The sequence below is a fragment of the Stenotrophomonas sp. I18B00994 genome, from assembly GCF_014145825.1.
GTDB lineage: Bacteria > Pseudomonadota > Gammaproteobacteria > Xanthomonadales > Xanthomonadaceae > Stenotrophomonas > Stenotrophomonas maltophilia.
Window position 1 is genome coordinate 51,466 of sequence record NZ_JACIUW010000013.1, and the last position, 25,228, is coordinate 76,693.

Sequence of the window (25,228 nt, forward strand, 5' to 3'; positions counted from 1 at the left end):
CGCCCGCGGGGCGGCCATGTTAGCGGCTCACCGGCCTTCCCGGCCATCGCCGGATGCCTGACACGCAACCGTGCTGAACATGTCCCGCGTGGCGCTCCAGCCTGGCTGACAGCTGCCTGCGGCCCTGCAACACCCAAAAACCATAAGAGTGAAGCGCTCCCGCGGCCTGCCGTGGTGTCGTAGCGCTGGAAACCCAAGCCGCCCTCCCCGCGCTTGCGCGAATGGGCGGCGAGCCGTGTCCAGAGGCGAAACCCCATGGCGTTCCGCGCGGTAGCCGCTTGCGAGGAACGCAACAATGAAGCGAATGCTGATCAACGCCACGCAGGCTGAAGAGCTGCGTGTTGCCATCGTGGATGGCCAGTCGTTGTATGACATCGACATCGAACAGCCGTCGAAGGAACAGAAGAAGTCCAACATCTACAAGGGCCGGATCTTCCGCATCGAGCCCTCGCTGGAAGCGGCCTTCGTCGAGTACGGCGGTGGCCGCCATGGCTTCCTGCCGCTGAAGGAAATCTCCCGCGACTACTTCCAGGCCGGTGTCGACCACAACAAGGCCGGCATCCGCGAGCTGCTGAAGGAAGGCCAGGAGATCGTCGTCCAGGTCGACAAGGAAGAGCGTGGCAACAAGGGCGCCGCCCTGACCACGTTCATTTCGCTGGCCGGCCGCTACATGGTGCTGATGCCGAACTCGCCCAGCGCCGGCGGCGTGTCGCGCCGCATCGAAGGCGAAGACCGGGCCGCGCTGAAGGACGCCCTGGACAAGCTGAACATCCCCGACGACATGGGCGTGATCATCCGTACCGCCGGCGTCGGCCGCGATGCGGAAGAGCTGCAGTGGGACCTGGACTACCTGCTCAATGTCTGGCGCGCCATTGCCGAAGCGGCACTGAGCAAGCCCGCCCCGTTCCTGATCTACCAGGAATCGCGCCTGATCGTGCGCGCCCTGCGTGACTACCTGCGCGCCGACATCGGCGAGATCCTGGTGGACACCGAGGAGATGTACGAGCACGCCCGCGAATTCATGCAGCAGGTGATGCCGCAGACCCTGCGCAAGCTCAAGCACTACAAGGACGACATTCCGCTGTTCAACCGCTTCCAGATCGAATCGCAGATCGAAGGCGCCTACGAGCGCAACGTGCGCCTGCCGTCGGGCGGCTCGATCGTGGTCGACCAGACTGAAGCGCTGACCGCGGTCGACGTGAACTCCTCGCGTGCCACCAAGGGCAGCGATATCGAGGACACCGCGTTCCAGACCAACCTGGAAGCGGCCGAGGAAGTGGCCCGCCAGCTGCGCCTGCGTGACCTGGGCGGCCTGGTGGTGATCGACTTCATCGACATGGCCTCCAACAAGCACCAGCGCGAAGTCGAGAACCGCCTCGCCAACGCGCTGAAGTACGACCGCGCGCGCGTGCAGGTCGGCCGCATCTCGCGCTTCGGCCTGCTGGAAATGAGCCGCCAGCGCCTGCGCCCGAGCCTGGGCGAGTCCAGCCAGATCGTCTGCCCGCGTTGTGACGGCCACGGCCGCATGCGCAGTGTCGAGTCGCTGTCGCTGTCGATCATCCGCGTGGCTGAAGAGCATGCGATGAAGGAGAACACCGGGCAGGTGCTGGTGCAGGCCCCGGTGGAGATCGCCAATTACCTGCTGAACGAGAAGCGCAGCGCCCTGCGCGAGATCGAACAGCGCCACGAGGCGCCGATCGTGATCGTCGCCGACGAGCAGCTGCACACCCCGCACTACACCGTGACCCGCCTGCGCGAGAACGAGCTGGGTGAAGAAAGCAGCAAGCCCAGCTACCAGCGCGGCACCCCGCGCAAGCTGCCGGTGCACGCGCTGACCAAGGGCCAGCTGAACATCCCGCCGCCGGCGGTGACCCAGGTCAAGCACACTTCCCCGGCCCCGGTGCGCGAGGAAGTGGAGCCGGCCGCGGCCGCTCCGGCCCCGGTCGCTGCAGCGCCTGTTGCGCCGGCCCCGGCGGGCGGCGTGATCGGTTGGCTCAAGCGCGTGTTCGGTGGCGAACCGGCGCCCGCGCCGGCACCGGCCGCCCCGGCTGCACGCCAGCAGCAGGACGGCGGTCGCAAGGACCGCAACAAGGATCGCAACAAGGACCGCAAGGACCGTCGCGACGACAATCGTGGCAATGGCAACGCGCAGCAGCAGAAGGATGGCGGCAACCGCAAGGACCGCGGCGAGCAGCGCAAGGACGGCCGCAACGGCAACAATGGCAATGCGCAGCAGCAGCCGCAGCAGGGCAAGCAGAAGGAGCCGCAGCACAAGGATGGCCAGCAGCCGCCGCAGCAGCAGAACAAGCCGCGCAACGAGCAGCAGGGCCAGAACCAGCAGCAGCCGAAGCTGAAGCAGCCCAAGCAGCCGCGCCCGCAGCAGCAGGACGGTGACAAGCCGGCCGAGAAGCCGCAGCGCAATGCCGCCGAAGCACCTGCCGAAGCCGTGACCGCAGCTGCAGCCGTAGCCGCTACGGCCGTCGCCGCCAATGGGGTGAACGCGCAGGAAGCCACCGCCCCGGTCGCCCCGGTGGAAGCGGCCGCACCGGTCGACACCGCTGCCAATGCGGCCAGTGCGACCGACGTGGTTGCAGTTGCCGGTGAAGAGGCTGCAACCGACGCCAATGGCGAGCAGGCTGGCGAAGGCGCAACCCGCCGTCGCCGTGGCCGTCGTGGTGGCCGTCGTCGTCGCCGCGGTGGCGCCGAGAACGCCGCCGGCAGCGACGCCCTGGGTGATGACCAGGACGAGGGTGATGACGGTGATGACGCCGACAGCGCCGAGCCGAACATCGACAGCACTGCCGGCATTGCGCCGGTCGCGGCTGTGCAGCCCACGCGTTCGCAGCCGGAGTTCGACTTCGATGACGAAGTCGAACCCGCCGCTGTCGACGCCGAGAAGCCGGCCCGTGCTTCCGCCGCCGTTGTCGCCGCGCCGGTCGCGGTGGTGAGCAGCGCCGTGGTCGAAGCCGCCGCCCCGGTCGTGGCTGAAGTGCAGGCACCGGTCGAAGCTGCGAAGACCGAAGCGGTGTCCTCGCCGGTGCAGACCAGCATGCTCGATGCCATCGACGCCGCGACCCCGGTCCAGCCGGTCGCCGCTGCCGCACCGGTCGCCAACGCCACTCCGGTGGTGGACGCTGCTGCGCCGGCCATCGAAGTAAAGCCGGTTGTGGTTGAAACGGCCGCGGTGGTTGAAGCCGCTCCGGTGATCGAAGCGAAGCCGGTCGCAGTCGAGGCCGCGCCGGTCGTGGAATCGAAGCCGCAGGTGGTTGAAGCAACCCCGGTGGTTGAAACCAAGCCGGTGGCCAGTGAGAGTGCCCCGGTGGTGGAGGCCGCCCCGGCCGTTGAAGCCACGCCGGTCGTCGAGACTGCGCCGATCGTGGAACAGCCGGTCGCTCCGGTAGCGGTCGAAGCCGCACCGATCGAAGCCGCCTCCCCGAGCGCTGATGCGGTGGTGACGCCGTCGATCGATCCGGTCGCCGATGGCCATGCCGACGCTGCAGCCCAGGCTGCAGAAGCCAAGGCTGATGAAGAAGACGACGAGGCCGCCAAGCGCACGCCGCCGGCGAACTGATCGCTCCTTGATAGCGTGAAAACGAACCGGCGGGGATCAATGATCCCCGCCGTTTTTGTTTGTGCTTCGGGCCGAACCGTGCCAACCAAGGTTGGCACCTACCTGATGCACGCACAGCGCACTGGTAGAGGCCGACCTTGGTCGGCGCCGTGGGTCGGTCGCCAGCGGACACCTCCGTGCCAACCAAGGTTGGCACCCACCAGGGCACAACCCGCGCACGGTCACCGCTATGGTAGAGGCCAACCTTGGTTGGCGCCGTTGATCGAGTGCACGCGGACACGCCCGTGCCAACCAAGGTTGGCACGTACCCAAGCGTGTCCCGTCAGGGTTTCGGCGCGAACTGCAGGCGGGTCCACACGCCGTAGTGGTCCGAGGCCCAGCGACCGCTGTCGTCGGGCTGGTCGAACAGGATCTTCGCCTCGCGCGCGACCATCTCGTCCTGCTGGAAGAAGATGTGGTCGATCCGCGACGGCGCCTGGTAATAGTGGCGGTTGAGCGTACTGACCCCGGACAGATCGGTGTTGACGTGCACGCTGCCGTAACTGTCGCCGTAGTGGCTGCGCAGCTCGCTCAGATCGCCGGCATCCACCAGTGCATTGAAGTCACCTGCGATCACCACCGGCGCGCCCGCCGACGTCGCGCTGATGAAGCGCAGCAGGTCCTCGACCTGGCTGCGACGGATGCGTTGTCCGCTCTCATCACTGCGCTCGTTCAGATGCGTGGCGTAGACGTTTACCGGCGTGCCATCGACGTCGATGCGCAGGTGGGCCACGGTGCGGTAGTCGTCCAGGGGCTGCAGCAGATGATCCCCCTGGGCAAGGATCGGCCGCCGGGTCAGAAGCGCATTGCCGTAGCGCTTGGGCGCGCCGACCGCATCGGTGGACACGAACACGTGCTTGTAACCAAGTTGGCTGGCCAGCCATTGCGCCTGGTTTCGCACGTTGCGGCGTTGGATCACCTCCTGCAGGGCAACCGCATCCGGCTGCAGGCGCTTGAGTTCGGCCAGGATGGTGCGGCGCCGGCGTGGCCAGTCCTCGCGGTCATGATGCAGATTGAAGGTGACCATGCTCATGCCTGGCGCGGTGGCGACATCAGCCGCTGCCCCGGCGGCTGGATCGGCCGCCATCGCGGCGCCCGGCAGTGCCAATGCAGTGGCCAGCCCCAGGGCGCGCACGATCGTGCGCACTCTTGCCCCCTGCTGCTTCATCGTTACTGCCCCTTGCGCTCGGCGCGGCGCACCGCGCTCGGTACATCGATCTCGACCCGCGCCGGCAGCTGGTGCACGTGCAGTTCCTTGTTGACCCATTCGGCCGCTTCGCCATTGATGGTCGCCTCGCCCGGATCACCGGCGTACGGCCACGGCAACACCACGCCACCGAGCGGTGGCACCAGGCCCGGCTGCACCTCCAGCACCAGCTGCTTGTCGCTGCGCTGCAGGCGGTAGTTGAGCTGGCCCTGCGGCGTGCGCAGGCCCTGCACGGCGATGCCCTCGCCCTGCAGCCAGGCGCTCGGAATGCCGGCGGCCAGCACCAGCGCATCGTCCATGTCACGGCTGTACGCGAACATGTCCAAGGCCGAGCGCACGAAGTCCGAGGCTACCCAGGCGTGCGGCAGGTCACCGACGAAGAACGGCTTGCGCGGCGTGCGCGAGACCACCTCGGCCCACTGGTTCCAGGCCTGCGGCGCACGGTCCCTGAAGAAGAACTCGGTGGCCTGCCAGGCGCGGTCACGCCAGCCCAGGCGTACGAACGCCGCCACGTTGCGCCACTCGTACGGGGTGTAGTCCTTCCACTCACGCTTGCCGTCGCGGCGGGCCACGAACTCCTTCCAGTAGCGCTCGAAGGTCGCCTCCAGCGCCTGTTGGGGCAGTCGGCCCTGCTCGCCGCCCGGCGCCAGCGCGATGGTGGTCGAGGTCGCATCGAAATCGCCCAGCTCGGCCGAGCCCGGCAGGTAGTCGATGTCGTGCTGCTGCATCGCCGACAGCAGCGAGGCCTGCAGGTCATCACGGAACTGGTCACGCGATCCGGCGATCTGCATCGCCTCGACCTTGCCCAGTTGGGCCGCCAGCGATGCCGAGTCCTTGTAGCCGCGCAACGCCCAGAAATTATCCCAGTACGAATGCATCGGCTTGGCCGAATAGCCTTCGTGGCTGATCGAGGCCGGCATCATGCCGTAAAAGGCAGGATTGCGCGCGCGGTTCTCCTCGGTGCGCTCGCTGGCGCGCAGCTGCTCCATGTAGTTGTAGGCGCCCTGCACGTGCGGCCACATCAGCTCGGTGAACGTGCTGTCGCCGGTGTAGCGTCCATACTCGGCAATGCTGTAGATCAGTTCGCCATGGCTGTCGTTCTCCGGTACCGGGTCGCTGCCGCGCGCGTCGACGCAGCACGGCACCTTGCCGTTCTCGAACTGGTACGGCGCATACCAGTTGATGTAGTCACGCACGGCATCGCTGCGCCCCATGCGCAGCAGGCCCTCGGAAATCATCGCGCCATCGCGGATCCAGCTGCGCGCGTACGAGCGCGTGCCCGGCTGCAGCCGTGGGCCAACCCGCGAGATCAGCATGTGCGCGACGGCCGTGCGCAGGGTATCGACCAGTGCCTGGCCCGCAGCCGGCACCTGCAGCGAGACCACGCCCAGCTTCTGCCGCCATTGATCGGCCACCTGCGCCTGCGCCCTGGCCACGTCCAGCGCCTGCGGCGCCCAGCCACCGGTCTGCGGCAGCACCACCGCCACTTCGCGGCTCTGGCCGGGCTCGAGCTTGATCATGTACATCAGCGCACCCGACGCCATGCCGGTGCTGTCCTTCACTGCGGTCGTGGCCGGGTACTTGCCGCTTTCCAGATGCATCGCATCGAGCTTGCCATCGAACGTACTGGCAAAGCGCGCATCCGGCACCTGCAGCGGATAGATGCGCGGCTCACCGTTGACCCGAACCAGCTGTTCGCCCACCTCCAGTGCATCGATGCGGCTGAAACCACCGACGGTGTTGAGGAACTGGGTGGGCGGGTTGACCTGCCACGGACGGATTGCCAGCGCCAGGGTGTACTCGTGGGCGACCTTGTCCGGATTGCTCAGCCGGTAGCGGCCGATCAGCTGCGCGCGCTCGGGCGTGCCCTGCACGAAACTAGTCACCGAAAGCCCGGCCTTCTCATGCACCCAGTCGACGGTGGCGATCGGCAGGTAGTGATCCTGCAGCGACTGGGTGATGGCGACCTTCGACCAGTCCAGCAGCTTGCCGTCCAGGCGGATGAACGGCTCGATGCTGAAGCTGCCCTTGGCCGGCTCCAGCGCGCCATCTTCGCTGATCAGCGCCTGCTCCTGGCCACCATCGAGGCCGAGCAGGGTCCAGTACGGCTGTTCGCCCACATAGGCACGCGGCAACGAGCCACGCGGCAGATCGGCGGCCACCGAGGACAGGAAGGCATTGGGCGTGGCGGCGAACGCCAGCGGCTTGAGTGCGATGTCACGGATGCCATAGCGCCAGTTCGGGCCATCGCGCAGATCGAAACGCACGTAGCGCGCGTCGGTATCCGGCAGCGCCAGCCAATCGCGCCCCCCCGCACCGCCGGTCACCTCGCGCACAGTGCGCCAGTCCCGGCCATCCTCGGACGTCCGCACGGTGTAGCGATTGGCTTCCAGGTTCGGCAGCCAATCGATCACTACACCGCCGATCTCGCGGCTCTTGTGCAGGTCCAGGCTGATGGTCTGCTGCTTGACGCCACCGCTGATCCAGAACGTGTCGCTCTTGCCGTCGATCATACGGTCCTGCAGCGCGGTGGCCGTATCGGCAATCACCGATGGCACCAACGCCGAATCATCCTGCGGCGGCAGGCCCTGCAGGGTCAGCTTGTCGAAGCACACCGTGCCGCGGCCACCGACCTTGCTGTAGATCGTGAACTCGACGGCGGCGCTTCGTGCCATCTCCTTCTCGGGCGAGGGACCCCACGCCTTGTCGATCTGGCGGCGGCGGTACTCGACCGGCGTCCACGCCTTGGGGAAGCTGTAGCCGGGCCGGTTGACCCACCAGACGTTGTCGCCGCTGGCATCGATCAGCTTGAACTGCAGGTCGTTGCCCGGCGATTCGCCACGCAGCTGGAATCCGAAGCGGTAATTGACCGGGTATTCGATGTTCAGCGCGCGGCGGATGCCGACGTAGCCGGAGACATCGTGGAAGTCATAGTCCAGGCACAGCGCGCGGCCACCACCGGCGCCACTGACCGGGCGCAGCGAACCGCTGACCTGATCGGACAGCACAAGCGTCCAGGCTGCGATGTCGTCGAAGTCGTCCAGCACCTTCGGTGCCGGCAGCGCCGGAGGTGCGGCGATCGCCAGGGAAGTCCACAACAGGCCCAGTCCAACGGCGATCGCTCGCTTCATCCCTTGACGCTCCCCAGCAACAGACCTTGGATGTAGTACCGCTGCAGCACCAGGAACAGCGCCAGCACCGGGACCACGGTGACCACCGCGCCAGCCATCATCATTTCCACGTCCATGATGTGCTCGCGCGAGAGGGTGGCCAGCGCCACCGGCAAAGTGTAGTGCTCCTGGTCGGTCAGCACGATCAATGGCCACATGAAATCGTTCCATGCGCCCATGAAGGTGAAGATCGCCAGGGTCACCAGCACCGGCTTGAGCATCGGCAGCACAATCTGGAAGAAGATGCGCAGCTCCCCTGCCCCGTCGATGCGCGCCGCTTCCAGCAGTTCGTCCGGGATGGAACGCGCGTACTGGCGTACCAGGAAGATGCCGAACACGCTGGCCAGCGCTGGCACGATCACGCCACCGAAGCTGTTGACCAGGCCCAGCTGCTTCATCAGCAGGAACAGCGGCAGCATCGCCACCTGCGCCGGAATCACCAGCGCCGCCATCAGTACCTGGAACAGGCGCTCGCGGCCGACGAAGTTGAGCTTGGCGAAGGCGTAGCCGGCCATGGTGTTGAGTAGCAGCGAACCGACCGTGATGCCGAGCGACACCAGCAGGCTGTTGGCGAAGTTGCCGCCCATGCCAGTGCGCGCGAACAGCTCATGGTAGTTGTGCGTGGTGATGCTGGAAGGCAGCAGCGGCGGCGGGAAATGGCTGGCCTCGCCCTGCGGCATGAACGAGACCGAGAGCATCCACAGCAGCGGTGCCAGGCTGACCAGGGCCAGCACCAGCAACGCACCATTGATCAACCACGGGTACCAGCGCGACTGGCCGATTTCACGACTCATACCAACTGCCTCTTGCGGCCGAAACGCAGCATCACGGTGGTCACCGCCAGGATGATCAGGAACAGCAGGAACGCCACGGCGGAGGCGCGTCCCAGGTTCCACCACTTGAAGCCTTCCTCGAACATGAAATACAGCACGCTGACGGTGCTCTGCAGTGGGTCGCCGCGGGTCATCACGTAGGGTTCGGCGAACAGCTGGAAGTAGCCGGACACGGTAATCACGCCGACCACCAGCAGCACCGGGCCGAGCATCGGCAGGGTGATGTGCAGGAACTGCTTCCAGCGCGAGGCACCGTCGATGCGCGCGGCCTCGTACAGGTCATGCGGGATCGCCTGCAGGCCGGCCAGGAAGATCACCATGTTGTAGCCGAAGTTCTTCCACACCGCGAACAGCATGATGGTCGGCATCGCCCAGTTGGGATCACCCAGCCAGTCGATCGGGCTGATGCCCAGATGGCCCAGGCCGTAGTTCACCAGGCCGTAGCTGGTATGGAACAGGTAGCGCCAGATCACCGCCACCGCCACCAGCGTGGTCACCACCGGCGCGAACAGCGCGGTGCGGAAAAACGCCTTGAAGCGTGCGGCCGGCGCATTCAGCAGCATTGCCGCGCCCAGCGACACGCCGATCGACAAGGGCACGCCGATCAACACGAAGTAGGTGGTATTCCACAGCGACTTCCAGAACATCGGTGTCTGCAGCAGATCGATGTAGTTGCCGAGGCCGACAAAGCGCAGGTTGCTGCTGTCAGCCAGGGCATACAGGTCGAAGTCGGTCACGCTCAGCGCCAGCGCCGAAGCCACCGGCAGGCCGAAGAACACGCCCAGCACGATCAGCGAGGGACCGGCGAAAATCCAGCCGGCGAGTGAAGTACGTTTCATTGCGCGCTCCCGGCGGCCACGGCACTGCTCGATTGCGGCGACGGAACGCGCTGCTGCAGGCGTTGTTGTTCATGCATCCAGCGGCGCTTTGCCAGCACCTTGTCCACGCGCTGGTCGAGTTCTTCGACGGCCTTGTCCTGCGGCAGGCCACCGCGCACCACCTTCTCGGTGACGATGCGCATTTCCTGCACGATGCGCTCCCATTCGAGCACCTTCGGCGTCGGCTTGACCCGCTCCAGCTGGTCACGGAACGCTGCGGCCAGCGGATCGTTGGCCAGCGACGGCGCACTCCACGTGCTGCGGCGTGGCGGCAGGTCGCCGATGATCGAATGGAAACGTGCCTGGATCTGCGGGCGCGACAGGAACTCGATCAGCTTCCACGACGCCTCCTTCTGCTGCGACTTGCGGAAGATCACCAGGCTGGTGCCACCGGCGATACCCGCGCCCGGACCCTCCGGCCCCGGCAGCGCTGCGGTGCCCCACTGCCCTTCCAGTTCCTTCGGCTGCAGCTTCTTGAACTCGCGGATGTTCCATGGGCCGGAAATGTAGAAGACGTTGAAGCCGCGGAAGAACTCATCCCAGACGTTTGAGATCTGCGTCTCGGACATCTTCGGCGCCCAGCCCTGCTCGAACATGTTGGCGTAGAACGCCAGCGTGCGGCGGAAGCCGGGGCTGCTGAAGTTGCCGCGGGTGTCATCATCGTGCAGCAGCGGATCGGGCTGCTGCAGTGCCAGCGACAGCTGCTGCTCGAACTCGTTGATCGGCATCAGCACCGCATAGCGGTTCGGGCCCTGCATGCGCTTGATCGCTGCCATCTGCTCATCCCACTCCTGCCACGTGCGCGGCGGGTGGTCGTAGCCGGCCTTGGCCAGCAGGTCCTTGCGGTAGTAGATCAGGCGTGTATCGACATACCACGGCACGCCCACCAGCTCGCCGTGGATCACGTTGGTGTCCCAGATGCCCTGGAAATAATCATTCTCATCGACCACGGCAGAGCGATCGACGAACGGCTGCAACGGGGTCAGCGCATCGAGCTCGGCGAACTCCGGCACCCAGGTGTTGCCGAGCTGGCACACGTCCGGCAGGCCGTCGGCGGCGAACGCGGTCAGCAGCTTTTCGTGCGCAGCGGTCCACGGGATGTTCTGCACGTCCACCTTGATGCCCGGGTTCTCGGCTTCGAACTCATGGATCAGTTCGCTGACCACCTCGGCTTCCCGGCCCATTGCCCAGAAGCGCACAGTGGTGGTGCCCGGTTCGGTGCGGGCGCAGCCGGCCACGGCCAGTGCGGCCAGGGCTGGCAGTGTCCAGCGGCGCAGACGGTCGATCCAGTTCGGCATCGGGTTACTTGCCCTGGCCTGTGTTGCGGTTGGCATTGTTCTTCTGTTCCTGCGCGGCAGCCGCGCGTGATTCGGCGATACCCACCGCGCGTGCCGCCGCGGCCTTTTCGTCTTTCTGCAGTTCCAGCGGCTGGAACGAACCTTCCGGCGCCAGCCAGCCACCACTGAACCCCGCCCGCTCCAGGCCCTTGCGGATGTACGGGTTCTTCTTCATCACTTCCCAGACGAAATCATTGCGGTAGTTGGCGATCATGGTCAGGATCGGCCCCTGGTCGATGGCAATGTAGTCGCTGGCGACCCAGCCACGATCCGGCACCACGCGACCGGTCTTGATCGGGATGTCGTAGTTGAAGCTGGGATTGAACGAATCCAGGAAGCCGTAGCTGGAATAGATGTAATCGCCGTAGCGCTTGTGCATCTCCAGCGTGGCCGGGATCACCTGTTCCGGCGCGAACACCACCGACGCGATCGCGGCGGTCGGAGCGATGGTGCCGTCATCGAAGTTCTCGCGCAGGCCAGCGCCGCGCGAAGAGTAATGGCGGAACTGGCGCTGCTCGCCACGGTATTCCTGCGTGGTGTTCTGCGGGCCATCGCTGGCGGTCAGGCCCCAGACGTTCTCGCCGTAATCCTTCCACTGCATCGGGTTGGCGATGGCGTACTCACGCTGGGCAAGTGCGGCCGAGCGGCTGTTGAGGAAGTAGGTACTGCCGCGCTCGCGCATGTAGGCGTCCTGGATGTCGCGGAAGTCGATCCAGACGTGGCTGTACTGGTGGCCGAACAGCGGGCCGAAGGACAGGTATTCCTGGCCCTGGTAGACCCCCCAGTCGTTGTCATAGGTGCGCGTCCACACCGTCCACGCATCCGGGCTGACCGGGTGCGTCGGCGAACCCAGGGCAAGGATGTAGACCATCATCGCCTCGTTGTAGCCCATCCAGTCGTGGTCGATGAAACCGCTCTCGGGGAACCAGCCCATCGAGATCAGCGGCGCACGCTGCTGCAGCCAGGGCCAGTCGACCTTCTTGTACAACGTGTCGGCGATCTGGCGGATTTCCTTCTCGCGCGGATCGTCACCGTCGTAGTACGACTGCGCGAACAGCACCCCCATCATCAGCAGCGCGGTATCCACCGAGGACAGTTCGACCCAGCTGTCGTAGCGACGGCCTTCCTGCATGTCCAGGAAGTGGTAATAGAAGCCCTTGTAGCCCGCCTTGCCGGTACGCTGCGGGCCCATCGGCACGTCGCGGAAGAATTTCAGGGTAGTCAGGGTGCGGTCGATCGCCTGGTTGCGGCTGACCCAGCCGTTCTCGATGCCGATCGGATACGCGGTCAGTGCGAAGCCGACCGAGGCGATGCTGGCGAACGGCCGCGACGGATAGCGGTCCGGGGTCAGGCCATTGATCTCGTTGGTGGTATCCCAGAAGAACTGGAAGGTGCGGCGCTCGATGTCATCGAACAGCGGCGGCAGCTCAGGTTTCATCGGCCGCGGCGGTGTATCGGCCTCGATCAGGATCACCGGCGGCCGCGGCTTGGCAGGCTCCTGCTGGGCCGGCTGGCAGGCGGCCATGGCCAGGCTCAACGCTGCGGCGGACAACAGATGACGTGCCTGCATGGCGCGATTTCTCCGGTGGTCTGATCGATGGGAAAGCATACCGTCCAATGATCTGAAATCGTTTACAAGGTGCGTTCTTAAAAAACCACGAAAAACGTGGTTTGACACCGCGATCACTGCCCATGCCGATGCCCCCTGACCGGCAGCGGCATGGGCAATGGACCGGCGCAGGGCCGGCCATTGCCGTTTTCACGCGACCGATGCCGCCGGCGGAGCGGCGGCATCGGGGTCATGCATCCATCCGGGCTTAGAAGCGGAAGCCCACTTCGGCCTTGACCTGGCGCGGCGTACCGACGATGTCGCCGGTCTCGTTGTAGCTCGCGGTCAACTTGCCATTCTTGTAGTAGTTGTAGTTCGAGAAATTGTCGAAGTTGAACACATTGATGATGTCGATACGCGCATACAGCTCGGTATCGCCCGGCATCTTGAACGTCTTCGTCGCCTGCAGGTCGACCGAGCGATAACCGAAGATCTTGCCACCCAGCAGGAACTTGCCGTTGCCACCCGGAACCGCCGCCATCGGGGTCGGCAGGTCGAAACCATTGGCCTGCGGCACGCCGTACCAGTCGTTGATCGCGGTCGGGGTGGCCAGGGTGATCTTGCCACCGAAGGTGATGCCCCAGAAGCCCGCATACGAACCGGTCACCACCAGGCGGTGACGCGGCGCGCCGTTGGAGCGGATGGTCGGGTAGTCACCGATCACGCCACGGTCGAACGCGTAGTGCTCGTTGATGTCACGGTTGTGGCGGGCGGTGGTCCAGGTATAGGCGATGGAGGTGCCCCAGCCGCTTTCCTGGGTGAACGGCTTCTGCGCCGACAACAGGATCTGGGTAGCACGGGTCTTGATGCCCTGCTGGCCGATGATCAGGCTGCCGAAGCCCGGCACGTTGCAGCTCCACGCCTGACCCAGACCGGCTTCGGTGCCACCGCACAGACGCGGATCGTCGAAGAAGTTGCCGGTCGGGTAGCGGTTGCCCAGGGTGAAGGCGAAGCCGTCATAGGTGAGCGTGCGCGAGATGGTGGCGTCGGTCAGCCAGTCGCCGATCTGGTTGCTCATGCCCAGGCTGAACTGGTCAGCGTAGGGCACCTTCAGATTGTTGTTCAGCAGGTCGACTTCCAGGCCTGCATTGCTGGTCGAACCGACCAGACTCTGGAGGTTGCCGATACCGTTGAGCAGGTTCGGATTCCAGTCATAGCACGCGGCGTTGCCCTGGAAGCACTGACCGGTTGCCGGATTGCGGAAGTAGATCGTCGGCTGCGGCAGGGCCAGCTTGGTGGTTTCCAGCTGCAGGTAGTCGAACAGGTCGCGGTCGTAGGAACGACCGGCACCACCGTGGATCACGTGCTGCTCGTCGGCATTGATGTCATACGAGAAACCCAGACGCGGCTGCCAGGCATTCTTGAATGCCTTGCGGTTGTGGCCGTTGCTGATGTAATCGTTGATGTTCAGGCCGCTCAGCGCCAGCGTGTCGGCGTAGCTCTGGCCAGCGGCGGCACGCGGATCCTGCGCGAACAGCGCATTGACCACTTCCGGCGGGGTCACGAAGTCCAAATAGGACGGGTTCTTCTCGTAGTCCCAGCGCAGGCCGAGGTTCAGCTGCAGGTGGTCGTTGACCTGCCAGTCATCCTGGATGAACAGACCGATCTGCTTCACCTTCGAGCGCACTTCGCCGGACACGCCGGACACGCCGGTGACCGGCTTCACGAACTGTGCCTTGTACGGGATGCTGTCCGGGAAGGTCGGGTTGTCGATGGTGTAGTAGAACTGCGGATTGATCTGCGCCGCATCGGAGGCGTACAGGTCGATCTGCTTGTACTTGGCACCCATCTTGATGGTGTGGTCGCCCGCCCACTGGATGCCATCCAGGGTCAGGTTGTCTTCGATCGACCAGCCCTTCTGGCCCTTCACCTGCGACGACATTGCCGAGGAACCACCGATCGAGACGATGGCGCGCTCCTCGCTCTTGCCGTCCGGCGCGGTGTAGTTGAAACCGTTGCCCATGCTCAGCGGCTTGGGATTGTTGAACGAATCCTCGTGGGTAACCATCAGCTCGTTGTAGTAACGCTCACCGCTGTGGTTCCAGCGCAGCGCGTAACGACGGTCAGTGTTCTTGGTTTCCTTGCCGTGCATCGGCGCGGTCTGGTCCGAGAACTGCTGCTGGGTTTCATCACGGTCCTGGAAGGTCAGTTCCAGGCGATCGTTGTCGGTCGGCTCAAAGTCGACCTTGGCGAAGATCAGGTCCTGCTGGAACGGCTGGCTGGCCGGGCCCAGGCCGGCCTGGGCATCAGCCGGGACGCGGTTGGCCTTGTTGGTCACCGAACCATGCGGTGCGATGGTCACCGGCAGATCGAAGCGCTTGGCTTCATAGGTCACGAAGAAGTGGGCCTTGTCCTTGACGATCGGGCCGCCCAGGGCGAAACCGTATTCCTTCTCGGCCGAATCCTCCTTGCCCTTGCCCGGCTGACGCTCGGCCGGGGTCATCGCGCGCATGCTGTCGTTGGTATAACGGTAGAAGGTTTCACCCTTGAACTCGTTGGTACCCGACTTGGTCGCGGCCGTGACCGCTGCACTGGACACCTGGCCGTACTCGGCCTTGTAGTTGCCGGTGATGACCTTGTACTCGCCGATGGCCAGCTGCGGGAACGGGTTGCCGGCACTGCCGGACTGACCGGCCACGCCGCCGCCCTTGACGTAGCTCTTCTGGCCCACACCGTCGATGTAGACGTTGGTGCCGTCGGAGTTGGTGGCGCCGCCGCGCAGCGAGGTGTTGCCCTTGGCGTCGCGGGTGAAGATCATGCCCGGCACTGCGTCGGCGAACTCCAGGAAGTTGCGCGAGACCTGCGGGGTGGTCTGGATCTGCTGCAGGCTGACGGTCTTGCCGACTTCGGACGTGCGCACTTCCTGCAGCAGGGTCGGCGCGACGACGTTGACAGTGTCCAGGTTGGTGGCTGCGGTCGTACCCGGGGTGCTGCTGGCAGCGCCGGCAAAGTTCAGGGTAGCGGTCGAGGCCACGGTGACGGTGACCTTCTGCGACTGGCCGTTGGCGACCACGTCATAGGTGCCCGGGTCCAGGCCCATCAGCGAGTAGCTTCCATCGGCACGGACGGTACCGCGACGGACGGTGCCGGTGGCCACGTTGGTGGCGGTCACCTCGGCGCCGGCCTGCGCGCCGGAAACCTGGCCGCGCAGGCTGGCATTGGCCGACTGCGCCATGACGTTCGGAGCAGCAGCCAGCATCAGGCAGCTGACCAGTGCGGTGCTCAGCAGCCGGCGTGCCGGCGTGCGGAAGGTGGTGTGCATCATCAACTCAATCTCCGGGTGGCGGTAACCGCTTGCGCGGTCCCTGCGATCAATCAAAAAAGAAGGAACGCCTCCGGCTTCAACGGCCGGATGGCGGAGTGGTGGAATCGCGAACTATCAAGCGGGGAACCAGGGTCTGCTTGTCCCCTGTCCCATCCGTGGAGGTGCCGTCCATCAACTGCATCAGGCGCGTCATGGCCCGATCGCCGAGTTCGGCGATGCTGACCTGCATGGTGGTCAGCGACGGGTGGACGAAACGCGCCAGTGGAATGTCATCGAAACCGGCCAGGGCGACGTCGGACGGAACGTGGACACCTGCCTGCGTGAACGCATACAGGCAACCCAGCGCCATCATGTCGTTGGCGGCGAACACGGCATCAGGCAGCGCTCCGGCTGCCAACAACTCCTGACCGGCGCGATGGCCGGAAGCTTCGTCGAAATCACCGGGCAGCTCGATGCCTTCGGCGTCACTGCCGAAAGCCGCCAACGCGTCACGGAAGCCGCGCAGGCGCTCGCGCGCGTCGAAGTTGAGGTCCGGGCCAGAAATGAAAGCGATACGGCGGTGACCCGCGTCAAGCAGATGGCGGGTCATCGCCATCGCACCGGCATGGTCATCGATGCTCAGCACCGGGTGGTCCTGCCCGGGCAGATAGGTGTTGATCAACACCGTTGGCAACGACTGCGGCAGGTTGTCGGTAAGGAATCCCGGGCTCTCCGCATAGGGCGAGAGCACCAGCAGGCCGTCGACGCGGCCGCGCATGGCGCGCAGGGCCGCGCCCTGCTGCTCCTGGTCACCGTGGTAACTGGACACCAGCAGGTGCTGGCGGCGGTTGCGGGCGACGTTGTCGATGCCGCGCATCAGCTCGGAGAAGAATTCGCCGTACAGGTCAGGCAGTACCACGCCCACCGTATTGGTGCGACGGCTGCTGAGGCTGCGGGCGGCGGCGTGCGGGGTGTAACGCAGCCGTGCGGCCACCTCCAGCACAAGCTGGCGGACCGGTTCGGCGACATTCTCATGCCCGTTGAGCGCGCGGGAAACCGTGGCCACGGAGACCCGGGCTTCGCGAGCGACGTCTTTGATTGTGATAGCTGCCTTGTTCACGAAGCCGCCCTCCACGGCTTGGACCTACCAGCATTGGCGCGGAATGTAAGCGTTTCCATCTGGGCTTGTAAACAGTCCGTTAGGCGAATGTCCTGAAATGGACATGGAAATCTGTCTGTGGCGGGCCCGCTGACGGACCCGCCAGGACAGTGTGGGACAAGGGCTCAGCCCTGTTCTGACGGGGTCAATGCACGAATGGACAGCGCGTGGATGTCGGTCTCCATCATCGCGCCCAGCGCGGCATAGACCGCGCGATGCCGGGCCAGTGGACCCAGTCCGGCGAAGCGTTCACTGACCACATGCACGTTGAAATGGCCGCGGCCATCGCGCGCACCGGCGTGGCCGGCATGACGATGACTGTCGTCTTCGATTTCCAGCACGCTGGGGGCCAGCGCCTGCTGCAGTGCGTCACGCATCCGCTCGATCCGCTCCGCGTTCACGGCAGGACCTTGCGGAACGGACGCACCTGTACATGGGTGTAGACGCCCGCGGCTACGTAAGGGTCGGCATCAGCCCAGGCCTGGGCCTGCACGAGCGACTCGAACTGCGCGATCACTACCGAACCACTGAAGCCGGCCGGGCCCGGGTCCTCGCTGTCTACTGCCGGGCACGGTCCGGCCAGCAGCAGGCGGCCTTCGTCGCGCAGCGCGTGCAGGCGCGCCAGGTGTTCCGGACGTGCCTGCAGTCGCTGTGCCAGCACGTCCTGGCCGTCATAGCCTTCAATCACATACCACACGGCATTTCCTCGCTTGCGTTGTCGGGTGCGCAGATTCTAGCCAATGCCGCCCTCGCCCCAGCCCGGCTGGACACTGGCGCGACAAAGGCTTACCCTAGACACCATTGCACGTGGCTGGATGCAGCAGCCCGTCGGTTTCTGCGGCCAATGCAGCCCCCGACGACCGTCCCGCTGCTTCGAACCGGACCACCTGGCCGGGCCACGTAGACGACCTCCCCGTAGTTCCGTCGCCGCCGTTTCCTGCGGCGCGTCCTGCTGTTTGATATGTGTGGAATCGCGCCGATCCCGGCGTGTCTGGTGCCGTGGGGCGCCGTGGCGTTGGCCCGGTGAACCCGCTGCCGCGACTGGTCCGATGCAATCCTGATGTCCATTAGATGACTTCCGAACTCGCGCTCGACGCGAACCCGCCAACCCGGCCGCCCGCCCCCCAGCAGCAGGAAATGCCGCTGGCCGTGGTGCATGGGCAACCGGTCCTGCAGATTCCGCAGGACCTGTACATCCCGCCGGACGCGCTGGAAGTCATCCTGGATGCCTTCGAAGGCCCGCTGGACCTGCTGTTGTACCTGATCCGCCGCCAGAACCTGGACGTACTGGACATTCCCGTGGCCGAGATCACCCGGCAGTACGTGGAATACATCACCGTGATGCGCGAGCTGCGCTTCGAGCTGGCCGCCGAGTACCTGGTCATGGCCGCGATCCTGGCCGAGGTGAAGTCGCGCATGCTGCTGCCGCGCCCGGTCAGCGAGGAAGGCGATGAGGCCGACCCGCGCGCCGAACTGGTGCGCCGCCTGCAGGAGTACGAACGCTTCAAGCAGGCCGCCGAGGACATCGACGCCCTGCCCCGCCAGGACCGCGACACCACGGTGGCACACGCCTTCATGCCCGAACGTGCTGCGGTGAAGCTGCCGCCGCCGGTGGACCTGAAGGAAATGCTGCTGGCCCTGCACGACGTGCTCAAGCGCGCCGAGCTGTTCAGTGGCCACGCCATCAAGCGCGAGGCGCTGAGCGTGCGGCAACGCATGGGCGAAGTGCTGGGCCGGCTTGAAGATGGCAAGTTCTACCGTTTTGAAGGGCTGTTCACCGCAGAAGAAGGCAAGCTGGGCGTGCTGGTCACGTTCCTGGCGGTGCTGGAACTGGCCAAGGAACAGCTGCTGGACATCGTCCAGGAAGAGCCGCTGGCGCCGATCTACGTGAAGTCCCTGGCCGCCGGCAACACCAATGCCCCGCTGCAGTTCAGCAGCGAGTTCGACGACAACGACGCCGCCAACGAGAACGAGTGAGCGCTGACTGCCGATGGACCAAACGCTGATCAACCGCATTGTCGAGGGTGCCCTGCTGGCCTCCAGCCAGCCGCTCACCCTGGCCCAGCTGAAAGACCTGTTCCCGGAAGAGGAGCCGGCACCGCCGGGCAGCATCGAACGTGCGCTTGAGCGCCTGCGCGAAGCCTGCGAAGGCCGTGGCGTGGAACTGGTCGAGGTCGCCTCCGGCTTCCGCTACCAGGTGACCGGCGAAGTGCATGGCTGGATCAGCCGGCTGTGGACCGAACGCAAGACCCGCTATACCCGTGCCACCCTGGAAACCCTGGCGCTGATCGCCTACCGGCAGCCGATCACTCGTGGCGAGATCGAGCAGGTGCGCGGCGTGGCGGTCAGCAGCAACATCATCCAGGCGCTGGAGGAACGCGAGTGGATCCGCGTGGTCGGCCACCGCGACGTGCCCGGCAAGCCTGCCCTGTTCGGCACCACCAAGGGCTTCCTGGACTACTTCGGCCTGAAGCGCCTGGACGAGTTGCCGCCGCTGTCGGAACTGAAGGACCTGGGCGAGCTGGAACCCCAGCTGGCCCTGGACCGCGACGCACCGGCCGCCGCCAGTGCCGAGGGTCCGGACATTTCAGCTGGCGCCGATGGCGCTGCTGCCAACGATGACGCCGGCCTGGCCGGCAGCGACACCCCCGATTCCGCCGACGCAGCGACTGCGCCGGCTTCCGATGAGCAAGCACCTTCGCCCCTTGATGATGGGCACCCCGATTCCGCGCCGGGCGAGCGCGCGGTGCCCCTGAACGAACGCGAAGACAACGCCGTCGCGATGACGACCGTGGCTGTTGACCAAGCCGATTCCGAACCAGAGGCCGACCCCGAAACCGTCGGCCGGAGCAAAACTGATGAGTGACACCCCCCGTAACAAGCTCTCGCTGAAGCGCGAAGCCACCTCCGAACAGTTCAAGCTGGAAGAGCGCCTGCACAAGGTGCTGGCCCAGGCCGGCCTGGGTTCGCGCCGCGCGCTGGAACAGCGCATCGCCGAAGGCCTGGTCAAGGTCAACGGTGAAGTCGCGCAGACCGGCATGTCGGTCAAGAGCGGCGACAAGATCGAGCTGGATGGCCGCGGCTTCGTCGCCACCGCCCTGGCCGAACCGTCGCGCGTGCTGGTCTACAACAAGCCGGAAGGCGAAGTGACCACCCGCGAAGACCCCGAAGGCCGCCCGACCGTGTTCGAATCGCTGCCGCCGCTGAAGGGCGCGCGCTGGATCGCCATCGGCCGCCTGGACATCAACACCACCGGCCTGCTGCTGGCCACCACCGACGGTGAACTGGCCAACGCCATGATGCACCCGTCGTTCGAGGTCGAGCGCGAGTACGTGGTGCGCGTGCGCGCCCCGGAAGGCGAGGAGAAGGTCTCCGACGCCATCGTCGACCGCCTCGCACGCGGCGTGGCACTGGAAGACGGCCCGGCCAAGTTCGACGAGATCGAACGCATCGGCGGCACCGACTCGCACGACTGGTTCCGCGTCGTGGTGAAGGAAGGCCGCAACCGCGAAGTGCGCCGCCTGTGGGAGTCGCAGGGCTGCCAGGTCAGCCGCCTGAAGCGCACCCGCTACGGCAAGGTGAGCCTGCCGCGCGAACTGGCCCGTGGCCATTCGGTGGAACTGGGCACCGCCCAGGTTGAAGCCCTGCGTGCGCAGCTGAAGCTGGAAGAAGGCGCGCCGTCGGCTCTGACCCTGCAGCCGGTGATCGGCCAGCGCCGCGCCGCCAAGACCACCGTGCGCGTGCGCGAAGGTGGCCGTGGCAATGCCTACGTCAACGGCCATAACACCGCAGACGAAGGCCGCGAGCTGCGTCGCTTCGACAACGTCCGCGAAGACCGCGGCCGTGGCCGCGGCGGCAGGGGCGGCGGTTTCAAGGGTGGCCTGACGGTCAGCGGTGAAGCAGCAGCCAAGCAGTCGCAGAAGCCGTTCAAGCAGCGCACCCAGAAGAACGACCGTTCGCTGCCGGAAGGCAACCCGGCCGCGTTCCGCACCTGGTACGTGCCGGATGGCGTGAGCACGGGCCCGAGCGGCCATCGCAATGCCGGTCCGGGCGCGCGCGGCCCGGGTGCCCGTGGTCCGGGCGCAGGCGGCCAGGGCCGTCCGTACGGCAAGCCGAAGGGTCCGGGCGCCGGCGGCGGACAGGGCCGTGGCGGTTTCGGCGGTGAAGGCCGTGGCGGCGCAGGCGGCCAGGGTCGTCCGGCCGGTGCCGGCAACCGCTCGCAGGGCCAGGGCAACAAGCACCCGTATGGTCATCCGGGCAATGCCCCGAGCTTCCCGTCCGACCACGCCACGCCGGGCTTCAACCCGTATGGCAGCCCCAAGCCGGCGCAGGGCGCCCGTCCGGGCGGTCGCGGGCCGGGTGGTGGCAACCGTGGTCCGGGCGGCAATCGCGGCCCCGGCGGTCCGGGTGGCAACCGTGGCCCGGGTGGCCCCGGCGGCAACCGCGGTCCGGGCGGCCCGCGCCGCAGCGGCCCGCGCGGCGGCTGATCACCGGCACGCCTGAAATGAAAAACCCCGGCGCAGGCCGGGGTTTTTCGTTGAAAAGGGGACGGAGGGGATTAAGTCGTTTTTGCCACGGCCTGTGTCAAAGGGGCGAGAGCGACTTAATCCCCTCCGTCCCCTTTTGCGTGGCGCTGGAACGCGGCGGGTGTGGTGCCGGTCATGCCGCGGAAGAAGGCGATGAACGGGCTCTCGGCGGAGAAGCCGGTGTCCTGCGCCACGTGCGCCACGCGTTGGCCCAGCAGCAGCAACTCCATGGCCCGCATCAGGCGCCATTGCTGGCGCCAGGCCTGGTAGCTCATGCCGGTATCACGCTGCATCAACCGGCCGACGGTACGCGCGCTCAGGCCCGTGCGCGCGGCCAGCTCCCCCAGTTCGGGCGGCAGCTGTTCGGCCACCGGGAGGCACCGTGCGATCCGCGGATCACGAGGCAGAGGCAGGTCCATCGGCGCCACCGGTGCAGCAGCGATTTCCAGCACGCACAACGCCAGTTGGTGGTGCGCGCGCGGCGACTGCCAGTCATGGTCGAACGGCGCCTGCGCGATCGGCTCCAGCAAGGCCTGCAGCAGCGCCCCCACGCCGATGATCGTCGGCTGCCGGGGCAGCTGGGCCGACAGCGTGGCGTCGAAGTACAACGAACGGTAGTCGACCGCCTGGCGCATCTGCGCGCGATGGCGCAGCCCGCCCGGAATCCACGCGGCACGCGCGGGCGGCAGCAGGCTGATGCGATCACCGTAGGTCAGGCGCGTGCAGCCCTGCCGGGTGTACAGCAGCTGCGCGCGTGCATGCTGGTGCCAACCCGAGTCGTGATCCGCCAGTGAGGCTGCAATCCCCAGCACCGGAGCGCTCCAGGCATCGGCGTCGAAGTGCGCGTGCGGCTGCAACCAGGCCATGTCTGATTTCATACATTCGATGACAGGATAGACAGAGTGCGCCATTGCGGACGCGACCACAATGCGGGGCCCTGTTCCTGGAGCGCCCGCATGTCGCGCCGCCTGTTGTTGCTCGCCATTGCACTGCTGATGTTCCCGCAGTTGGCACAGACCCTGTACAGCCCGGCCCTGGCCGATCTGGCCGAACGCTTCGCCCTGCCGCCGAGTGCCGCCAGCCAGGCCATGAGCCTGTACCTGTTCGGCTTCGCTGCAGGCGTGCTGCTGTGGGGGCGCCTGGCCGATCGTATCGGTCGTCGCCCTGCCCTGCTATGCGGCCTGGCCGTGTTCGCACTGGCCGCCTGCGGCGGCCTGCTGGCCAGCACCTTCGGCCAGGTCCTGCTGGCACAGGCACTGGCCGCACTGGGTGCGGCGGCGGCCTCGGTGGTAACCCAGACCGTACTACGCGACCACCTGCAGGGACTCGCGTTGGCGCAGGCGTTCTCCTGGATCGGCATGGCCCTGGCCCTGAGCCCGGCCATCGGCCTTGCACTGGGCACGCTGCTGGTCGCCGCCCATGGCTATGTCGGCGTACAGTCCGGCCTGCTGCTGATCGCTGCCCTGCTGGCAGTCGCATGCCTGGCGGGCCTGCGCGAAAGCCGCCCTGCACAGATCCCGCACGTGCCCATGCTGCCGCTGCTGCGGGAACTGCTGCGCGATCGCTGGATCTGGTCACACGCGTTGCTGGTGATGGCCTTCAACGTGGCTATGTACAGCTGGTATGTGCTCGGCCCCTTCGTGTTTGCGCGCCTGCACTGGCCAGCCACCTGGTTCGGCGCCAGCGGCGCGGTGCTGGCACTGGGCTCGGCACTGGGCGCGTGGGGCAATGGCCGCCTGCTGCGTGCAGGCGTTGCCGCAACCACGCGCATCCGCATCGCCGCGGGACTGGTCCTGACGGGAGGCCTGCTGGCCGCGCTGCTGCATGATCACCCGGCCCTGATCGTGGCGATGGTACCGGTGGTGACGGGCTTCGGCCTTGCCATTCCCAATGTGCTCGGCCAGGCCCTGCGCGGCTATCCACACTGTCGTGGCAGCGCAGGCGCGCTGTTCGGCCTGCTCTACTACCTGTTGATCGGTGCGGCGATGGCGCTGGTCGGTGCAGTGCAGATGCTGGCACCGACCGTTATCGCGTGTGGCCTGCTGGCGCTCTGGCTGAAGCGGGGTCGGTCAATTGACGGCGAAAGCCCGGGACGTGCAGCGCCTCGGTGAAGAAACCGCTCCTGCGGCCATGGGGACCCCGGGTCCCTGCCCCGGGGCCAGGATCAGCGGGCAACCGACTACTGGACGTTGATCACTTCGTCCATCGGCGCCAGGAAGTTGCCGGCATTGTTGCGCGACGCCGAGATCACGTAGGTTCCAGGCGTTGCGATGGTCGCGGTGCAATGTCGGATGGGCGTGGTGTTGCCACCGTCGAGATTGTCATTGGTACGGCACAGGAACTGGCCATTGGCATACACCGAGAAATTACTCGTTCCATCCACCTGGCCGCCCCCTGTGATGTAGATTTCCGAGGGCGAGCCCGCCACACGCGGCAAGGTCCCAATCTCGAACCGGGACGTCACGGGATGCGGCAACAGCCTTGGACAGGACACGACGATTCCGCTGTCGGACAGGCAGACTTCGGCGTGGGCGATGGCGGGCGCGGCGATGAGGGCCACGAGCAACACGGACGTTCTGAGCTCCATTCAGCGTCTCCTATGATCCCAGCAGAATCGCTGGGATGTCCCTGTTATTCACTGCAGGGTTACTGCGGGATCAAGGAAACGTTAATCGCTGCGCGCACACAGCCCCCGGATCACGGCGGGATCCCTTGTGGGCGGGGACATTGCACGCCTGCGCTGGGGCTGCCACCCATCCCTTCCTGATGACTTCACGTCGATGCAGGATGCCCACCATCGCGCAGCACATTTCGTGCCTGTCCCAATGTTCACACCCCGGTTTAGGAATTGCTGCAAACACGAGGTGTTGTGTACCACGCCCGGAATTCACATCCGGTTGCTGGCTATCGTGCGCGCGCTCCCACACAAGGCAGATGCCCATGATCACCATCACCGCCGAACAGGCCCGCGCCAACGTCGATGCCGCCAAGCGCCCGATCGAACTGTTCTACCGCGATCTCGACAACGCCATCCAGATCGGCTCGGAAAATGGCCGCCGCTACATCGTGTTCGGCTTCAGCCAGGTGATGGCCAGCGAGCAGCTCGTCGAAGATGTGGTCGCACAGCTGCTGAAGAATGGTTTCGGTGTCGAACGGTTGTTGAGCGATTCCGAACAGCACTACATCCGCATCAGCTGGGGAACTGCCGCGCCGTCGCGCCTCAGCGCCGACTGAGGGTGAACGCGGTGCCGTCCACGCCCAGATCCCAGCCCTTGCCGGTACCGGACAGGGCCAGCGAGATGTCGCCCTTGGTCATCACCTGCGCGTTGCTGGACTTCACCGCACCGGCATGCGCGCCCACCGAGGCGTAAGTACCCAGCAGCTCGTTGACGCTGACTGCGCCGGTGAAGCTGCCACGTCCGTTGGTGATCTTCGACTTGCCCACGGTCAGGCCGCCGCCCTTCATCTGGATGCGCACCGGCATGCTGGCGCCATTGCTGCAGGTGACCGTGCCATTGCCGGATGCAGTCTTGTAGATCAGCGACCAGCCAGAGAGGTTGTAGCGCAGCTCGCAGTCGAGGTTGCCAGCGGCGTGCGCGGCCGGGGCCAGCGATGCGGCAGACAGGGCAAGCAGCAGGGCGAAGGGCTTGTTCAT

The 25,228-nt window shown here is 66.0% G+C and carries 19 protein-coding genes; 6 read left to right on the forward strand and 13 right to left on the reverse strand.

Annotated elements, in window-relative coordinates; genetic code table 11:
* The first annotated feature begins 295 nt into the window (after positions 1-295).
* Positions 296-3,571 carry a ribonuclease E gene (gene rne / locus H4O10_RS15050; RefSeq protein ID WP_033832931.1) on the forward strand — a complete coding sequence of 1,092 codons (3,276 nt, stop codon included), beginning with the start codon at positions 296-298 and terminating at the stop codon, positions 3,569-3,571.
* Positions 3,572-3,893: 322 nt separating this feature from the next.
* Here rne and H4O10_RS15055 read toward each other — a convergent pair whose 3' ends face one another.
* The 10 genes from H4O10_RS15055 to H4O10_RS15100 all read right to left on the reverse strand — a co-directional run bounded on the left by H4O10_RS15055 (position 3,894) and on the right by H4O10_RS15100 (position 17,744).
* Positions 3,894-4,778 carry an endonuclease/exonuclease/phosphatase family protein gene (locus H4O10_RS15055; protein ID WP_033832932.1) on the reverse strand — a complete coding sequence of 295 codons (885 nt, stop codon included), beginning with the start codon at positions 4,776-4,778 and terminating at the stop codon, positions 3,894-3,896.
* 2 nt (positions 4,779-4,780) lie between these two features.
* Complete coding sequence (locus tag H4O10_RS15060; RefSeq protein WP_033832933.1) at positions 4,781-7,948, reverse strand: discoidin domain-containing protein; 3,168 nt, start codon at positions 7,946-7,948, stop codon at positions 4,781-4,783.
* Positions 7,945-8,781, reverse strand: coding sequence for a carbohydrate ABC transporter permease (locus tag H4O10_RS15065; protein WP_005410322.1), 837 nt, complete (start codon positions 8,779-8,781; stop codon positions 7,945-7,947). The genes H4O10_RS15060 and H4O10_RS15065 overlap by 4 nt, the downstream gene beginning before the upstream one ends.
* Complete coding sequence (locus H4O10_RS15070) at positions 8,778-9,659, reverse strand: sugar ABC transporter permease (protein ID WP_049452161.1); 882 nt, start codon at positions 9,657-9,659, stop codon at positions 8,778-8,780. The genes H4O10_RS15065 and H4O10_RS15070 overlap by 4 nt, the downstream gene beginning before the upstream one ends.
* Positions 9,656-10,996 (reverse strand): sugar ABC transporter substrate-binding protein, encoded by a 1,341-nt coding sequence (locus H4O10_RS15075; RefSeq protein WP_049452160.1) that lies wholly within the window; start codon positions 10,994-10,996, stop codon positions 9,656-9,658. The genes H4O10_RS15070 and H4O10_RS15075 overlap by 4 nt, the downstream gene beginning before the upstream one ends.
* Before the next feature lie 4 nt (positions 10,997-11,000).
* Positions 11,001-12,605, reverse strand: coding sequence for a glucoamylase family protein (locus tag H4O10_RS15080; RefSeq protein WP_033832935.1), 1,605 nt, complete (start codon positions 12,603-12,605; stop codon positions 11,001-11,003).
* Between the two features lie 247 nt (positions 12,606-12,852).
* Positions 12,853-15,909, reverse strand: a complete 3,057-nt coding sequence (locus H4O10_RS15085; protein WP_033832936.1) for a TonB-dependent receptor — start codon at positions 15,907-15,909, stop codon at positions 12,853-12,855.
* 76 nt (positions 15,910-15,985) lie between these two features.
* On the reverse strand, positions 15,986-17,023 hold the full coding sequence (locus H4O10_RS15090) for a LacI family DNA-binding transcriptional regulator (RefSeq protein WP_012480808.1): 1,038 nt from the start codon (positions 17,021-17,023) through the stop codon (positions 15,986-15,988).
* Positions 17,024-17,172: 149 nt separating this feature from the next.
* A complete protein-coding gene (locus H4O10_RS15095) occupies positions 17,173-17,424 on the reverse strand; it encodes a BolA family protein (protein ID WP_032963317.1) in 252 nt (83 codons plus the stop codon).
* A 20-nt stretch (positions 17,425-17,444) separates the two neighbouring features.
* Entirely contained in the window at positions 17,445-17,744 is a 300-nt protein-coding gene (locus tag H4O10_RS15100) for a YciI family protein (RefSeq protein WP_005410329.1), read from the reverse strand.
* 374 nt (positions 17,745-18,118) lie between these two features.
* Between H4O10_RS15100 and H4O10_RS15105 the strand changes: the two genes are divergently transcribed.
* From H4O10_RS15105 to H4O10_RS15115, 3 genes are read left to right on the forward strand one after another with little or no spacing between them, the layout of a single operon-like run.
* A complete protein-coding gene (locus H4O10_RS15105; protein WP_005410330.1) occupies positions 18,119-19,024 on the forward strand; it encodes a ScpA family protein in 906 nt (301 codons plus the stop codon).
* Between the two features lie 13 nt (positions 19,025-19,037).
* Positions 19,038-19,913, forward strand: coding sequence for an SMC-Scp complex subunit ScpB (gene scpB, locus H4O10_RS15110; protein WP_033832937.1), 876 nt, complete (start codon positions 19,038-19,040; stop codon positions 19,911-19,913).
* A complete protein-coding gene (locus H4O10_RS15115; protein WP_088470632.1) occupies positions 19,906-21,534 on the forward strand; it encodes a pseudouridine synthase in 1,629 nt (542 codons plus the stop codon). Before scpB ends, H4O10_RS15115 begins: the two co-directional genes overlap by 8 nt.
* A gap of 116 nt (positions 21,535-21,650) precedes the next feature.
* Here the strand turns inward: H4O10_RS15115 and H4O10_RS15120 are convergent, their stop codons facing one another.
* Positions 21,651-22,439 (reverse strand): helix-turn-helix transcriptional regulator, encoded by a 789-nt coding sequence (locus H4O10_RS15120; RefSeq protein ID WP_033832939.1) that lies wholly within the window; start codon positions 22,437-22,439, stop codon positions 21,651-21,653.
* 90 nt (positions 22,440-22,529) lie between these two features.
* On the opposite strand from H4O10_RS15120, the gene H4O10_RS15125 reads away from it, so the two are divergent.
* On the forward strand, positions 22,530-23,684 hold the full coding sequence (locus tag H4O10_RS15125) for an MFS transporter (protein ID WP_049454330.1): 1,155 nt from the start codon (positions 22,530-22,532) through the stop codon (positions 23,682-23,684).
* 68 nt (positions 23,685-23,752) lie between these two features.
* Here H4O10_RS15125 and H4O10_RS15130 read toward each other — a convergent pair whose 3' ends face one another.
* Positions 23,753-24,160, reverse strand: coding sequence for a hypothetical protein (locus H4O10_RS15130; RefSeq protein WP_033832942.1), 408 nt, complete (start codon positions 24,158-24,160; stop codon positions 23,753-23,755).
* 353 nt (positions 24,161-24,513) lie between these two features.
* Between H4O10_RS15130 and H4O10_RS15135 the strand changes: the two genes are divergently transcribed.
* Entirely contained in the window at positions 24,514-24,807 is a 294-nt protein-coding gene (locus H4O10_RS15135) for a hypothetical protein (RefSeq protein WP_049402653.1), read from the forward strand.
* Here H4O10_RS15135 and H4O10_RS15140 read toward each other — a convergent pair.
* Positions 24,794-25,228: a hypothetical protein gene (locus tag H4O10_RS15140; protein ID WP_005410336.1), complete on the reverse strand. Its 435-nt coding sequence runs from the start codon at positions 25,226-25,228 to the stop codon at positions 24,794-24,796. The genes H4O10_RS15135 and H4O10_RS15140 overlap by 14 nt on opposite strands.

Bases quoted from the DNA above. Each gene is read 5' to 3' on its own strand.
- H4O10_RS15120 (WP_033832939.1), bottom strand. From the start codon at position 22,439: ATGGCCTGGTTGCAGCCGCACGCGCACTTCGACGCCGATGCCTGGAGC.
- H4O10_RS15115 (WP_088470632.1), top strand. From the start codon at position 19,906: ATGAGTGACACCCCCCGTAACAAGCTCTCGCTGAAGCGCGAAGCCACC.
- H4O10_RS15070 (WP_049452161.1), bottom strand. From the start codon at position 9,659: ATGAAACGTACTTCACTCGCCGGCTGGATTTTCGCCGGTCCCTCGCTG.
- H4O10_RS15060 (WP_033832933.1), bottom strand. From the start codon at position 7,948: ATGAAGCGAGCGATCGCCGTTGGACTGGGCCTGTTGTGGACTTCCCTG.
- scpB (WP_033832937.1), top strand. From the start codon at position 19,038: ATGGACCAAACGCTGATCAACCGCATTGTCGAGGGTGCCCTGCTGGCC.
- H4O10_RS15125 (WP_049454330.1), top strand. From the start codon at position 22,530: ATGTCGCGCCGCCTGTTGTTGCTCGCCATTGCACTGCTGATGTTCCCG.
- H4O10_RS15080 (WP_033832935.1), bottom strand. From the start codon at position 12,605: ATGCAGGCACGTCATCTGTTGTCCGCCGCAGCGTTGAGCCTGGCCATG.
- H4O10_RS15055 (WP_033832932.1), bottom strand. From the start codon at position 4,778: ATGAAGCAGCAGGGGGCAAGAGTGCGCACGATCGTGCGCGCCCTGGGG.
- H4O10_RS15105 (WP_005410330.1), top strand. From the start codon at position 18,119: ATGACTTCCGAACTCGCGCTCGACGCGAACCCGCCAACCCGGCCGCCC.
- H4O10_RS15130 (WP_033832942.1), bottom strand. From the start codon at position 24,160: ATGGAGCTCAGAACGTCCGTGTTGCTCGTGGCCCTCATCGCCGCGCCC.
- H4O10_RS15075 (WP_049452160.1), bottom strand. From the start codon at position 10,996: ATGCCGAACTGGATCGACCGTCTGCGCCGCTGGACACTGCCAGCCCTG.
- H4O10_RS15065 (WP_005410322.1), bottom strand. From the start codon at position 8,781: ATGAGTCGTGAAATCGGCCAGTCGCGCTGGTACCCGTGGTTGATCAAT.
- H4O10_RS15095 (WP_032963317.1), bottom strand. From the start codon at position 17,424: ATGCGTGACGCACTGCAGCAGGCGCTGGCCCCCAGCGTGCTGGAAATC.
- rne (WP_033832931.1), top strand. From the start codon at position 296: ATGAAGCGAATGCTGATCAACGCCACGCAGGCTGAAGAGCTGCGTGTT.
- H4O10_RS15085 (WP_033832936.1), bottom strand. From the start codon at position 15,909: ATGATGCACACCACCTTCCGCACGCCGGCACGCCGGCTGCTGAGCACC.
- H4O10_RS15135 (WP_049402653.1), top strand. From the start codon at position 24,514: ATGATCACCATCACCGCCGAACAGGCCCGCGCCAACGTCGATGCCGCC.
- H4O10_RS15140 (WP_005410336.1), bottom strand. From the start codon at position 25,228: ATGAACAAGCCCTTCGCCCTGCTGCTTGCCCTGTCTGCCGCATCGCTG.